Consider the following 13,892-nt stretch of genomic DNA (forward strand, 5'->3'; position numbering starts at 1 on the left):
AGGATCAGATCACGCATCCTCCCGACAACACAGACCGGTCCGTGGCAAAGCAAAAGTTCAAAATTACCAACTGGCCCACCTACAACAAAGCCCTCATCAACCGTGGCTCCCTCACTTTCTGGCTGAATGATGAGGTCATTAAGGCTTGGTATGAATCAACTATACCTTCATCACGAGGAAGACCTCAGCGTTATTCTGACCTTGCCATCACCACTGTCCTGGTCCTCAAACGCGTATTCCGGCTGGCCCTGCGGGCTGCACAGGGTTTTATTGATTCCATTTTCTCCCTGGCGCTGCCCGGATTACACCAGCGTCAGTAAGCGGGCAAAGTCGGTTAATGTCAGTTTTAAAACACCCACCCGGGGTGAAATCGCACACCTGGTGATTGATTCCACCGGGCTGAAGGTCTTTGGTGAAGGGGAATGGAAAGTCAAAAAGCACGGCAAAGAATGCCGTCGAATCTGGCGGAAGTTGCATCTGGCCGTTGGCAGCAACACACACGAAATCATCTGTGCAGATCTGTCGCTGAACAATGTCACGGACTCAGAAGCCTTCCCGGGTCTTATCCGACAGACACACAGAAAAATCAGGGCAGCAGCGGCAGACGGCGCTTACGACACCCGGCTGTGCCATGATGAACTGCGGCGCAAGAGAATCAATGCGCTCATCCCGGCCCGAAAAGGAGCGGGTTACTGGCCTGTGGAGTACGCAGACCGTCACCGTGCTGTTACGAATCAGCGGCTGAGCGGGAGTAATGCGCGGTGGAAATGGACAACAGAATACAACCGTCGCTCGATAGCGGAAACGGCGATGTACTGGATAAAACAGTTGTTTAGTGGTTCACTGACGCTGCGTGACTACGATGATCAGGTTGCGGAGGCCATGGCCATGGTGCGGGCGCTGAACAAAATGACGAAGGCAGGTATGCCGGAAAGCGTGCGTATTGCCTGAATATGCGATCAGCTACAGGGACGCTCGCCCGGTATCTGATTTATTCAACAAAGCCCATTGATGCATGAAATCTTTAAGATAAACTGTTTTTGAGCCGATATAGAAAAAGGAGGCTCTCCATTTTTCTGTCGCTTACTGACATAACCTGTCAGTAAGTAAGATTACCATCAGGGAAAAGCTATCAAGGGAAGACTTATGAGCGGGCATGAAGTCATGGTACAGAGAATAACCGTCATTATCTCAGAACTTTATCAATACGGTTTTGTGTCTCGCCAAAAGTTGATGAACGAATTCAAAATAAGCGAACGCACCTTGTATCGGGATCTTAACCGCCTGGGCGATCGTATTATCCATAATGGAGAGGGTATTTACAGGCTGGCACCTGCTTATGCCAAACCTCAATCACTAAAAGAACTGCAAAATCTCGTCCGTATTTTAGGTATGGAAGCGTTATTTCCCGCAAAAAAACTCTTGTCCCAGCCTGATTTAACGTCGTTAAGTATCCGTGCTTTACCGAGCGATCCTGAGGCTCAACGAGTACTTGAGAATAACTTTAGTCTGTTTGATAAAGCGATTCGCGAAAATAACATTTGCGAATTTCACTATAAAGACAAGCTCCGTACCGTTGCCCCTTATAAGCTCATTAACATAAAAGGTGTCTGGTATCTCGGTGCTGTGGATAGAGGAAATGTGAAGGGTTATCAGCTCAGTAAAATTCGCTGGCTGAATCTTACTCCCGTACATTTCACGCCAGAGCGGCACATAACCCAGTACTTTGCTGAAGAAGATGATGTCTGGTTTTCTCTGAATAAGCAGACGGTACACGTCAAAACCGCAGCCGAGGTTAGCTACTACTTTCAGCGCCGCAACTTATTACCTGCGCAGAAATTAATACGACAAGAATCAAACGGTGATTTGATTGTGCAAACCGAAATGGCGCACGAAAACCAGCTCTTCCCTCTATTACGATACTGGTTACCCAATCTCATTATTATTTCCCCTATTAGCATGCAACATCGTTTTCAGCAGAAGCTCAATCAACAGATGGATGAAATGGAAACAAAATACGGCATGGCTATTTTTGACGACATGCAACAGGAGTAAATCATGCTACGCGGTTCAGAAAGAAAAGAAGCATTAGCCAGTCTCACCAGAGCAACTAACCAATATGAAGCACAGGCAAAAGATACTCAGGAGGAGATCACTGCGCTCTTTTTGCTGCGCCAAAAGTGCAGTAAAAATTTGATTACTCGTGGTGAAAGCTTTGTAAACCGACTGGCGAATAAACCCAAAGAATTTGATAAATCCTGGAGCGAACTGAAAGCGGAAATTGCTGAATTCGATAACGTCGTCGAAAAACTGGAAGAAGAATACCGAACATCACACGTTGGAAAAGGGACCGCTGCCGCAGGGGTTGCAGTCGGAGCGGGAGTCGCAGCATTTGCCCCCACGGCAGCCTTAGCCATTGCAACGACTTTTGGTACGGCCTCAACGGGTACCGCAATTGCAACTTTAAGCGGCGCTGCGGCAACTAATATGGTAGGGAGGTTTTAATGAAAGATATAGACGGAGTTCATCAGATTTTAGAAATAATGAAACCTCACATGGATAGTATCGAGAAACATTTCTCTGAAATGAATGGTATTTTTATTAATTTAATGGAACAACCGCATGATAATATTGGTAGGGTTCTGAAATGCCATCTTGTGGTGGAGCATTTTTTGACAAAATTCTTAGTGGATTTTTACAGAATAGACGGACTTGAAAATCTACAATTACGTTTTGCTCAGAAAATTGAACTTGTTCCTAGGGCTGGTGGAAGTGCATCATTTGTCAGGCCAGGAATTATTCAATTGAATAAAATAAGAAACAAGCTTGGCCATGATTTGAGTACGCAAATTGAGAGGCACAACATCTCAGCAATTTACGAAGTGTTAGCTATCGCAAGGAAAGGTATCAATCTCGATGACCCGATTAAAGCGATCGAAGCCTTTACGCCAATTGCATGTGCTTTTCTTTCTGTGCCGCCTCCTGAACTACAGAAGATATTCATGGAGGCTTTTCAAACAATCGTAACCCATGACCCTGAATAAATGTTGATGCTATTTTTTTAATTTAACACCACGTTGTTTTAGCTCTTTTCTGACAATTCCATTAGCCATGCAGAAAGTATTTCGTCACCCTCTTCTTACATGGCTAAAAGCATAGTCTCCTCTAGTGAAGGGTCTATCCGGAAGCTATTTGTTTATTGGTCCTATCCGCGTAATATGGACACAGCCCTTTTATCAAAGTAGTTTTATCATCTCACCAACTTATCCATTTATAAACTAACTTACCTATCACTTAGTGTGCAACCTAGACCAGCGGTGCTCAAAGTGTCTCAGTTACATTCTGTAATCAGTGAATAAAGTTAATTCATTGAATAAATTCAATAATACTCCTCAATGTACCCATACGCCTTCCTGAATAACTCTTTATCTTTACCTAATCCAAACTGAGCCAAAGTCAGTAATAGTGCCTTTTGGATTTCACGCGGACCGCTGTTAGAATTCTGCCAGCCATCAAAGCGGGTAGCTTTCACGATTTTATCAATTTGCTCTACAACATCACCGATTAACTTAGGGGTAGTTTCCGGGCGTGTTTCCAGAAAAAGCTTGGTCAAAGCCTGTTTATTATCAGCTTCAGTTACTGGGCGCTCACCCGTTTCGCGCTCGGCTTGAACTGTATCTTTCGCAGCATCCAATAGGCCTTTCAACCAGTCGATAGCCTTGATAACACCAGCTTCATAATCCTGACGAAGTTTTTCCAGGCGCTCGCCCAATGCCACAAATTTAGGATCATGACTGCCACGCAAACGCCCCATAAGATCAATCTCCAGGCGTTTGGCGCGTTGTTCCTGTTCTTTAGCGGTCAGGGTAAAAATAGCATGCTCGTCCATGATCAACTCGTCAATATCATCGCGAATACGATTGATATCAGTATGCTCATGGATCATCTTAATTGTTTCGGGGCCAAGGGCAGCCCAAACAAGCGCACCTGTCTGCCCCACCGGACGCACCGATTCATAAATTTGCGCCAGCCATTTATAGTCCTGACGATAAGGGGTCAAAAAAGGATCTGGGTTGATAGCTGACCATAACTTGGATAACACACCAAAGCTGGCAGCGAATTCATCGCGTTTCTCGTTGGTCGGCAGGCATTCCTGTGCAGCCATAATACCTTCAAAACCTGCTATGGACCGATCCACACCAGGGAAGAAGGACAAACATTTATTCAGTTGTAGCGGCAATAGCTCTTTAAATGCCTCAATGCCTTCCACAACCCCTTCAATTTCTTCAGGGTTATAGGCCAGAGCGGTGCGCAGATTTTCGAAAACGCCGAGGTAGTCAATAATTAATCCCATGTTCTTGCGTACATCATCGGTTTCGTACAATCGGTTGGTGCGACACATAGCCTGCAGAAGCGTATGATCGCGTAAAGGCTTATCGAGGTACATGCAGTAGCAAATTGGTGCATCAAAGCCCGTAAGCAGCTTGGCGGTAACGATGATAAGCTGTAAAGGATGCCCAGGATCTTTAAAGCATTCAATCAGATCCTTTTGTACCTGCTCTTCTGCATCAATGTGCTGCCAGCGTTCGAAATCAGCTTGTTTAACAGGTAGCTCCAGTTCGTCATGCCATTTGAGCCAGTCCTTGTTGAGCTTATCTTTTTTACCACCCTCTTCAGCTTTAACCGGAGCCTGGTCAACGTTCATAACCACTTCAACTGCATCAAAACCGAGCTTTTCACCGAGCAAATAATACATCTGCACACAGGCTTCGCGATCGTATACCACAACCATGCCTTTCATCTTTTTCGGCATAACATGGCTGGTAAAATGCTCAACAATGTCATTACTCACCGCAGCCATGCGTCTCGGAGATTTCAGCATGATGGCCAGCTTGCCGGCGCGTCTGGACAATGCTGCTTTTTCTTCTTCATCCAGGTTGTTTTCGGTAGCCAGTTGCTCGAATTCTTCGTTGATAGCATCACGATCCACTCGGAGTTCAGCCAACCGAGGTTCGAATTTCACCGGGTTAGTCGCGCCGTCACGGATCGACTGCTTATAGCTATAGCGGCTCATATAGCGGCCAGGATCTTCTTCGGCACCGAACAACTTAAATGTATTACGATCAATGCCAGAAATCGGAGTACCCGTCAGGCCATAGAAGTGGGCATTGGGCAACGCCCAGCGCATTTTCTCGCCTAATCCACCCTCCTGAGTCCGGTGAGCTTCGTCAACCAACACAATGATGTTGTCACGATTGTTCAAGCCATTAGGGTTGCTATCGTCAATTTCGATATCTTTAAATTTAAAGATGGTGGTGATTAAAATGCCACGGCTGTCTTGCTCAATGTATTCGCCCAACTTTTTGCAGCTTTGCACTTTAATCAGATTCTTAACGTCGGCCCCACCAAAAGTTTCATTAATTTGGCTGTCCAGATCTCGCCGGTCCACAACGATAAGTACCGTCGGATTTTTTAACGCATTATCGGCACGCAGCATTTTGGCGGCGTAAAGCATCAACAAGGATTTACCCGACCCCTGGAAATGCCAAATAAGACCTTTTTTTGGATAGCCTCTACGAACACGCTCAACGATTTGTTTTGCTGCTTCAAATTGCGGGTAACGCGGCAGGATTTTAACGCGTTTAGGCGGAGTATTTTTGCCCATTTTGACGGTTGAAAATAATGCGAAAGATTCCAGTAGCTGCAATAAGGTCTGTGGATTTAACAAACTCTCGCAGCTGTTAAGTACCGATGCCAGGCCTGACAGAATCTCTTCACGAAGCTCAGTATTATGCCAGGGCCCCCAGTCCTTAACTCGGGCATTAATGGCGCCATAGGCAAAGGTTTTTCCTTCGCTGGCAAAGCACAGCAAGTTAGGTACAAAGAAAGATTCAACGTTTTTCCAGTAGTACTTTTTGCCGCCCATGAAGTCGGCGGCCCCGTCTTGCCAGGTCACACTGGGGCGAGTTGCGGTTTTAACTTCCCCCACGACTAACGGTATACCGTTCACATAAAGGACAATATCAAAATAGACTTCAGTGGCCGCGATATAGTGAACCTGCTGTGCCACCACAAAGTGGTTATTTTCTATATTGTCAAAATCAATAAGATTAATGGTGATATGGTCGCCGTTCTCACCGAAGGGCAAGGTTTTGTCGGCCATCAACCATTCCTGGAAGTTTTCATTAGCCTTTACCAGACCGGTATGGCGGGCTTCTAAAACTACTCCCCGCAATTTATAGATGACCTCATCGGCATAGTCAGGCTGTCTGCCGATATCGGGGTTTAACGAACAAAGCGCGTCTTTTAGCCACTCATCAACGAAGATATCCTGCGCTTGTTTAGGCAGTTTTTCACCGTAGCAATATGTCCACTTGACCCCGCTTAAACCTTTTAAACGGTCGATAATTCCATTTTCTGTGACGGTTTGTTCGTTAAACATATTATACTCCGTTAATTATGCCTGAAGCCAATCGAATCGTAGCAGCTTTTGCTTCATTGCAAATCGCTATATTAGATCTAAATGTATCCCAAGCATCTACTATTTCTACTTGTTGCTCTATGCTTAACATGGGAACCGGAAACTTTTTCTGAGCTGTTATTCCTATATATGCACGAGTAGACTGTGCGGATAGTGATTTAAGTATTCGTTGAAAAATTCGGCTCCGAAAATAAACCTCTAGAAATCTAGGCGATATTCTTCCATTTTTATTTACGCGGTAGTACGTAACTTGTGGAGTAAGCATGATATAATCATCCACATCTGGCGTAACTGCAACAAGCCCAACAGTACCTTTGTGACTAAGTAATATATCTCCCGGAAACGAAAACCCTACTCTTAATTTATTCACACGTTCTCTCGGCAATTTTTTACAACTTGAAAGGTTAACTTCACCTAAACTTAGGTCACTGGCCATAACAAAAGGAATACCACCCGAAACATACTCAGATGCTTTTGGGTGATCATTCCCATGATTTCCATCCTGAATTTCTAAAATATCGCCAGATGCAATCAAATCGCCAATGTTTGTTTGATAACCAATAGAATTAGCAATTCTATTTTCTATAAATCTCTCACACAACTCAGCCCCAGAAACAGCCATCAAATCATATTTATCAATACATTCATTTACTTTTTTCAGTAAACGTACCGATTTTTTTTGCGCTTCTATTGGAGGAAATCTAAATTTTTGAGATGATAACGTTTTCCACTTTATGGTTGGAGAAAGGGAACCTTCGGAAATAGCTATCGCTCTTTCCATAAACGCATCTGACTGCATGAAAAAAGCCAAAAAATCAGGTATCACTTTATCAGAATTAGCTTCTAAAACCATCGCATGAGCTGAACAAATACAATCCCAATCCGCTACGGCTACCTTACGTTGATAAGCACGACGCTTGCCAAATATAATCTGCCCTTTCTTCACCAAAAGCTTTTGCCCTTCGACATCACATGGTACGCCATGTCGCTTAATCTTCAGGCTATCAGGATCTAGGTGCTCTAAACCAACATAAATTTCAAGGTATGTCTCGCTCGGTTCCACTCGTTTAGAGATATGTTTAGCGATATCGCCAAACCTCACCATTTGCCAGCCTTCCGGTAATTGCTGCTCCATCATTTACTGCTCCACCTTGCTTTCAACGTTATATCCAAGCTCTGCAAGGCTTTGGAATAATTTATTAGTTTGTTTTTTTAGCTGAGCGCGACTTACTTTCCACGCCTCAATTGCATATTCAATATTATGTACTTCACCGTTGCTTTGTGCTTGCACATACAATGGAATCGACAGGTTGTAGAGATTCTCTTTAATAACTTCGATATCCACTAAAGCGGTAATGTCGCTTTGCTTTGCCGGTGTAAAATAAGCCTCGTACAATACTGCTAAATCATCATCGGATAGACGGCTATGAGCACGTTCGCGGGTGACATGGTCTACTCCATTAATAAACAGCACCTTATTTTTTCGTTCAGCAGGTTTATTGCAGTTAAGCACCACCACACAAGATTCCATTGGCGAGTTATAAAATAGGTTAGGCCCCAAACCAATCACCGCTTCAATAATGTCTGATTCAATCACCTGTTTACGAATGGCCTGCTCAGAATTACGGAACAGCACGCCATGTGGCCAGAGCATGGCTGCGCGACCGGTATCTGGCTTCAGGCTTTTGATAATATGTGTGTAAAACGCATAATCAGCGCAACCCTGCGGTGGTACACCATAAAGATTACGACCATATGGGTCAGCGGCAAACTTATCACGATTCCATTTTTTGATGGAGTACGGTGGGTTCGCAAAAATCACATCAAACTGCTTGAGCCGATCGTTTTCAATAAACTTTGGTTCAGCCAAAGTATCACCGCGCACTACATCAAACTCTTCAATATCGTGCAGGAACATATTCATACGGGCGATAGCGGAAGTGAGCAGGTTAACTTCTTGGCCATAAAGGTGCACAGAGCGCCACTCTTCCCCCCTTGCACGAAGATCCATCACTGCATTTAACAACATCCCTCCAGTGCCGCATGTCGGATCATAGGCAGTTTCCCCCGGTTTTAAGCCCATAATGCGCGTCATTAAATGCACGACTGTTCGATTGGTATAAAATTCTGCTGCCGTATGACCGGAATCATCAGCGAATTTTTTAATCAGGTATTCGTAGGCTTCACCAAGATCATCCTGGGCGACAGATTTAATGCCTAGCGGAATTTTACTGAAATGTTCAATCAGATCAGCCAGCAGATGATCGGGAAGGCGCTCTTTATTGGTCCACTGCGCATCACCGAAGACGCCATGTAAACGCGGGTTATTGGCTTCAATTAGTCGAAGCGCATTCTGAATCGCTTCACCAATGTTTTTACTGGTATTGCGGACCTTTTCCCAAGCTGCCTCAGAGGGGATGTTGAAACGATGAAACATCGGCATAGCTGCGTATTCAGCATCGCCTTCATGGAGTTCCAGCGCTTCGTTGTATTCTTCCAGATAGACATCTGACAGGCGTTTGTAAAACAGCAACGGGAAGACATATTGCTTGTAGTCTGATGCGTCGATTTGGCCGCGAAGAAATTCGGCGGCTCCCCAGAGCAGCTCTTCCAGCTTTTTATTACTCATAGTACTCATACCTCGAACCCTTCTTTGATAAGCAGGGTTTCCAGCTCCTCTTCTGCTTTTTCCAGTTCAGCCAGCTTCCGTTGAAAATCTTTGAGCGCCTCTTCCACAGTGATAGTTTCTTCTTCGAGTGGCTTTTGCACATAACGAGCAATATTTAGATTGAAGTCATTTTCTTCAATCTCCTTCAGAGGTACCCAGCGCGTAACGCCTTCGATTTCTTTTGCATCTGGCCCCTGCTGAGCCTGGTCACGATAGATTTGGTATATGTCATCGGCCTGCTTGTTGGACAGCGTATTCTGCGCACGCCCCTTGGTATAGATTTCTTCAGCATTGATAATCAATACATGATCTTTATGCGCTGCCTGGCGAGATTTGCGCAGCACCAAAATACACGCTGGAATACTAGTCCCATAGAACAGATTGGAAGCGACACCAATAATCGCCACGATGCGATTTTCTTGCAGCAATTTGGTTCGAATTGCCCCCTCAGCTCCGCCACGAAACAGCACACCATGAGGTAACACGACAGCCATACGCCCATTGTCGTTAAGTGAAGCAAACATATGCTGCACCCAGGCAAAATCACCATTTGTTTTAGGTGCCAGACCATATTGCTTGCGGCCATAGGGATCGTTCGACCACAGATCGTATCCCCACTCCTTTAAGCTAAACGGAGGGTTGGCAACAACGCAATCGAAGGTTTCTAAACGATCACTTTGTAAAAACTTAGGTTCACGCAGCGTATCCCCGCGAACAATATCAAAATCCTCCTGACCGTGTAAAAACAGGTTCATCCGTGCAATAGCTTCTGTTGTCAGGTTTTTTTCCTGACCTTTGATTTTTAGCAAGCGCGGATCGCCACCGTTTTCTTTTACATGGTGGATAGTCTCGAGCAACATACCGCCTGTGCCACAGGCGGGATCGTAGACACTCTCACCGGCTTTTGGATCCAGTATGTTAACCATCAAGCGAACGATAGTACGTGGGGTATAGAACTCACCGGCTTTCTTGTTAGCTTTGTCTGCAAAGCGTTTGATCAGGTACTCGTATGCACGCCCCATATCATCATCACGGACACTTGAAACGCCAAGGTTCACCTTATTGAAGTGATTAAGTAACGTAGCCAGCAACTCATCAGAAAGGCGTTCTTTATTGGTCCAGCTGGCGTCCCCAAAAATGCCATGCAGTTTAGGATTTGCCAGTTCTATACCACGGAAGGAGTCTTTTAAAGCCTGACCGATGTCTTTGGTCTCAGCGAAAACATCACGCCAGTGGCAATTTTCAGGTATCTGAATTCGGTGAAACATCTTACCTTTGGCAAGCTCTGCATCCCCAACGCTCTCCATCGCATCGGCAAATTCTTCGTCATATACATCACAAATACGTTTGAAGAACAGGATGGGGAAAATGTACGTTTTGTAATCTGACGCATCAATAGGCCCGGTGATAATATGGGCAGCATGCCAAAGATGGGCCTCGAGATCTTTTAGATTAATCAGTGTCATTAATTTTTCTCTGTACGATTCTGCGAAGCAGGAACCTTTTGCAGTAAATCGTGTATTTCACATTCAAAAAGCACGCAAAGCCTTTCTAATGTATCCAGGTCAACCTTCTGAGCCGTCTCTTTGTAAAGCAAAGTGATAGTGTTGCGACTCAGGCCAGTTTCCCTGACAACATCGGCTATTCGCATCTTATGTTCGCCTATGAGCCGAGCAAGATGGCAGCGGATCATAATGGTCCTTATCGTTGTGCTTAACGATGCAAATCGTATCCCAAAATGCGAAGATAACAAAAAAAATTCAATCTCAAATGAAATTATATCAGTTGGGAAAATATTGAACGTATGGACAGGAAGACATGCATATTCAACATGTTTAAGTACAGGATACATGTCGGGCATAAATACCCGACATAGGTTCCAGTGAGGTCATATGCCAATTAGCGACACTTTGGCCTGCAGGAACTTATAACTAATCATTACTATCGTTTTTTGTCTTTAGAGGATTCAAACGGACTCACCCCCTTCTCACGGTTCGCATCCAGGTAATCCGCCCACCACTGCAGCATTAGCCTACGCTCCCCCAGATGCTCCGCCTTATGGATATAAGCCGCACGCACAGAACTACGCTCCTGATGGCTCATCTGCCGCTCCACTGCATCCCTCAACCACAATCCTGAGTAAATCAACGAACTACACGCCATTGTCATGAACCCATGCCCACAGACTTCCGTTTTTGTGTCATTGCCCATCACCGCAGAGCTTTATTCACCGTATTTTCACTCATCGGCTTACGCGGATAGTGATCGCCAACGAAGATCAGCTCTCGATTCCCACTCATGCCTTTGATCTGTACCAAAATGCCTAAAGCTTGCCGCGACAACGGAACAAGATGAGGTGTCCGCATCTTTGAACCACGTTGAGAATGCTTAACACCTTCCAACGGTTCACGCTCACCCGGAATCGTCCACATGGCTGTTTCAAAATCCACTTCCGACCAACGAGCAAAACGCAGCTCACTTGAACGGATGAAGACCAACAGTGTGAGTTCGGCCACAAGTCGAGTTGACGGCCTGCCTGAGTAATGATCAATACGATGAAGTAGTTCAGGAATGCGGTTAAGCTCCAGAGCAGCACGGTGCTGTCTTTTCGCCGTAGCAACTGCACCGGCAATCTCTTGTGCTGGGTTGTAATCGATTAAGCCGCTCTGAACGGCAAACCGCATAATAGCGCTAGTACGCTGCTGTAAACGGGCGGCAACTTCGAGCCGCCCGGATGATTCCACCGCTTTGGTGGGCACAAGCAAATCCCGTGTCTTCAACTCAGCAATATTCCGCTTACCAATAGCAGCAAAGAGATTATCTTCGAGACTTTTTAATGCACCAGACTATGTGATGCAGACCACTTCTGATTACTGGCGTGCCAGTCTCTGGCGACCACTTCAAACGTGATCGCCTCTTGTTCGTGTTCTACCTTAACGGCTTTCTTGCTCTCACTGGGATCGACGCCATTAGCTAACCCCTTACGGGCTTCATCCCGGCGTGCCATGGCATCAGCCAACGAGACTTCAGGGTATTTCCCCAACGCCAGCATCTTCTCTTTACCGCCAAAGCGATAATGTAGTCGCCAATATTTTGAACCGTCAGGGTGAACCAGTAACACCATGCCTGCCCGTTAGTAAGCTTATAGGTTTTGCATCAGACCTAGCCGTACCAACCTTCACATCACTAAAGCCATTATATGTGACCTTTCAAGGGTTCACAGTGGTTACAAAAAGTATCGAACCGGGATATATCCGCATCACCAAATTGAGGCAGTTTGAATCAGGTTTTCTGAGCCGAATGAAAAGCGAGGAAAGCCATGCCGAGGCTGAATCTCAGGCACAAAAAAACCACCTCGCGGTGGCTTAAATGTTCATACCTGATTTATGGTGCCGAAGGCCGGAATCGAACCGGCACATCTCTCGATGGTTGATTTTGAATCAACTGCGTCTACCGATTTCGCCACTTCGGCACTGAAGGGTATGCGGAAAACGTTGTGGATTATACCGTTACCCCCTGTATACGCAACCCCATTCCGCACGTGCTGGGTGTGAATGCTGAAAAAACACGCGCTGGGGGCAGTGAATAACGGGCCGGGCATGCCCGGCCCCTACGAAAAACGGTGGGTGACAGGTGTGAGAATGGCCGAGCATAAAAACGGTTGGCAACAGCGAAAACGGTGGATGACAGGTGTGAGAATGGCTGACCAAAAACGGAAAACGGTGGGTGATGGGGGTATAACGGGCCGACCCTAAAAGCGGTCGGCCACTACAAAAACAGGGCGTAGGTAGAGGTGGCGGCATGAGTTACGGAACATTCCTAAAGGAACTCAGCGCGGATAACAGGGTCCGAAAGGGAAGCTATCGTTGCAGCGCCACGGAGGGCTGCGCGCCACATCACATTGTATAGGTCACCTCATGAAAGCAGCTTCTCAGTTTGTTCTGGCACTGTCCGTCTCCACCGCCCTGTTCACCGCTGCGGCGGGGGCTGCCAGCTGGCAGGATCAGCTTAACTCGGCCGCCAGCGCGCTGGGGCAGAACGCCAACGGCAACTCCGCCTCTTCTACTACCACCACTCAGAGCGGCACCTCGCTGGGCGCGCTCACCGGGCTGCTGAACGGCGGCAGCCAATCGCTCAGCTCCGGCACCATGACCAATGCGGCGGGCGTGCTGCAGTACTGCGTGCAGAACAACATCGTGGATAACAATGTCTCCTCGGTGAAGGATAAGCTGCTCGGCAAGCTGGGCCTGGCGGATACCCAAAAGCAGCAGGAAACCACCGACTACAAACAGGGGCTGATGGGCCTGCTGAATACCAGCAACAATCAGCAGGTTGACCTGAAGTCGCTGGGCGATACCGCCATCGGCAAAAAGGTGAAAACCAAAGCCTGCGATCTGGTTCTCAAACAGGGTAAACAGTTTATCTCGTAACCTCTCTCTCAGGCGGTGAGGCTGTCCCCTCCCCGCCTCTTTCTGCCGTGCCGGGCAAATAACCCGTACCGGGTAATGTCACTATTTAGCCCTAAAGTTTATGGGGATAAAACCCATCGTAATCCGTCGCTAACCTATTTCTCAAGTCAGCCTGCGGGCGCTCTTATTACCCGGCTTTTGCATCGCTCTAATTCCATTGCTGGAGATGGATAATCCCCATAAGAGCCCCTACGACCAGGAAATATCTTAAAAAAAATAGGAAATAACACCTCAATTCATCTTTATACAATCTTATAAGCCACGGGTTAGGATT

At 46.3% G+C, this 13,892-nt stretch carries 9 protein-coding genes, 1 tRNA gene and 2 pseudogenes; 5 read left to right on the forward strand and 7 right to left on the reverse strand.

All coding sequences use genetic code 11. The features are described 5' to 3' along the window. Nucleotides 1-41 precede the first annotated feature (41 nt). The 4 genes and pseudogenes from QLG07_RS20570 to QLG07_RS20585 all read left to right on the forward strand — a co-directional run bounded on the left by QLG07_RS20570 (nucleotide 42) and on the right by QLG07_RS20585 (nucleotide 3,044). A pseudogene (locus QLG07_RS20570) lies at nucleotides 42-951 on the forward strand (IS5 family transposase). Between the two features lie 195 nt (nucleotides 952-1,146). Beyond that, nucleotides 1,147-2,055: a WYL domain-containing protein gene (locus QLG07_RS20575; RefSeq protein ID WP_282470069.1), complete on the forward strand. Its 909-nt coding sequence runs from the start codon at nucleotides 1,147-1,149 to the stop codon at nucleotides 2,053-2,055. A 3-nt stretch (nucleotides 2,056-2,058) separates the two neighbouring features. After that, entirely contained in the window at nucleotides 2,059-2,505 is a 447-nt protein-coding gene (locus QLG07_RS20580; protein WP_282470070.1) for a hypothetical protein, read from the forward strand. Beyond that, complete coding sequence (locus QLG07_RS20585) at nucleotides 2,505-3,044, forward strand: hypothetical protein (RefSeq protein WP_282470071.1); 540 nt, start codon at nucleotides 2,505-2,507, stop codon at nucleotides 3,042-3,044. The genes QLG07_RS20580 and QLG07_RS20585 overlap by 1 nt, the downstream gene beginning before the upstream one ends. A 335-nt stretch (nucleotides 3,045-3,379) precedes the next feature. On the opposite strand, the gene QLG07_RS20590 is transcribed toward QLG07_RS20585, so the two are convergent. The 7 genes and pseudogenes from QLG07_RS20590 to QLG07_RS20620 form a co-directional block, all read right to left on the reverse strand. Further along, nucleotides 3,380-6,442 (reverse strand): HsdR family type I site-specific deoxyribonuclease, encoded by a 3,063-nt coding sequence (locus tag QLG07_RS20590; RefSeq protein ID WP_282470072.1) that lies wholly within the window; start codon nucleotides 6,440-6,442, stop codon nucleotides 3,380-3,382. A 1-nt stretch (nucleotide 6,443) separates the two neighbouring features. Further along, on the reverse strand, nucleotides 6,444-7,619 hold the full coding sequence (locus tag QLG07_RS20595) for a restriction endonuclease subunit S (protein WP_282470073.1): 1,176 nt from the start codon (nucleotides 7,617-7,619) through the stop codon (nucleotides 6,444-6,446). Further along, complete coding sequence (locus tag QLG07_RS20600; protein ID WP_282470074.1) at nucleotides 7,620-9,110, reverse strand: class I SAM-dependent DNA methyltransferase; 1,491 nt, start codon at nucleotides 9,108-9,110, stop codon at nucleotides 7,620-7,622. It abuts the gene before it with no gap. A gap of 5 nt (nucleotides 9,111-9,115) precedes the next feature. Then, entirely contained in the window at nucleotides 9,116-10,615 is a 1,500-nt protein-coding gene (locus QLG07_RS20605; RefSeq protein ID WP_211744101.1) for a class I SAM-dependent DNA methyltransferase, read from the reverse strand. Further along, complete coding sequence (locus QLG07_RS20610) at nucleotides 10,615-10,842, reverse strand: helix-turn-helix transcriptional regulator (protein ID WP_282470075.1); 228 nt, start codon at nucleotides 10,840-10,842, stop codon at nucleotides 10,615-10,617. The genes QLG07_RS20605 and QLG07_RS20610 overlap by 1 nt, the downstream gene beginning before the upstream one ends. 248 nt (nucleotides 10,843-11,090) lie before the next feature. After that, nucleotides 11,091-12,331: pseudogene (locus QLG07_RS20615) on the reverse strand (integrase arm-type DNA-binding domain-containing protein). A 205-nt stretch (nucleotides 12,332-12,536) separates the two neighbouring features. Continuing rightward, nucleotides 12,537-12,621: transfer RNA gene (locus QLG07_RS20620), tRNA-Leu, on the reverse strand. Between the two features lie 445 nt (nucleotides 12,622-13,066). On the opposite strand from QLG07_RS20620, the gene QLG07_RS20625 reads away from it, so the two are divergent. Continuing rightward, a complete protein-coding gene (locus tag QLG07_RS20625; protein ID WP_048917466.1) occupies nucleotides 13,067-13,579 on the forward strand; it encodes a DUF2501 domain-containing protein in 513 nt (170 codons plus the stop codon). Nucleotides 13,580-13,892: the final 313 nt, after the last annotated feature.

Origin of the sequence: Erwinia sp. V90_4 (assembly GCF_029967685.1) — a bacterium.
Taxonomy (GTDB): domain Bacteria; phylum Pseudomonadota; class Gammaproteobacteria; order Enterobacterales; family Enterobacteriaceae; genus Erwinia; species Erwinia aphidicola.

What these genes read in the sequence shown, in the direction of transcription:
- QLG07_RS20575 (WP_282470069.1), top strand. Translation starts at nt 1,147, where the DNA reads ATGAGCGGGCATGAAGTCATGGTACAGAGAATAACCGTCATTATCTCA.
- QLG07_RS20580 (WP_282470070.1), top strand. Translation starts at nt 2,059, where the DNA reads ATGCTACGCGGTTCAGAAAGAAAAGAAGCATTAGCCAGTCTCACCAGA.
- QLG07_RS20585 (WP_282470071.1), top strand. Translation starts at nt 2,505, where the DNA reads ATGAAAGATATAGACGGAGTTCATCAGATTTTAGAAATAATGAAACCT.
- QLG07_RS20590 (WP_282470072.1), bottom strand. Translation starts at nt 6,442, where the DNA reads ATGTTTAACGAACAAACCGTCACAGAAAATGGAATTATCGACCGTTTA.
- QLG07_RS20595 (WP_282470073.1), bottom strand. Translation starts at nt 7,619, where the DNA reads ATGATGGAGCAGCAATTACCGGAAGGCTGGCAAATGGTGAGGTTTGGC.
- QLG07_RS20600 (WP_282470074.1), bottom strand. Translation starts at nt 9,110, where the DNA reads ATGAGTAATAAAAAGCTGGAAGAGCTGCTCTGGGGAGCCGCCGAATTT.
- QLG07_RS20605 (WP_211744101.1), bottom strand. Translation starts at nt 10,615, where the DNA reads ATGACACTGATTAATCTAAAAGATCTCGAGGCCCATCTTTGGCATGCT.
- QLG07_RS20610 (WP_282470075.1), bottom strand. Translation starts at nt 10,842, where the DNA reads ATGATCCGCTGCCATCTTGCTCGGCTCATAGGCGAACATAAGATGCGA.
- QLG07_RS20625 (WP_048917466.1), top strand. Translation starts at nt 13,067, where the DNA reads ATGAAAGCAGCTTCTCAGTTTGTTCTGGCACTGTCCGTCTCCACCGCC.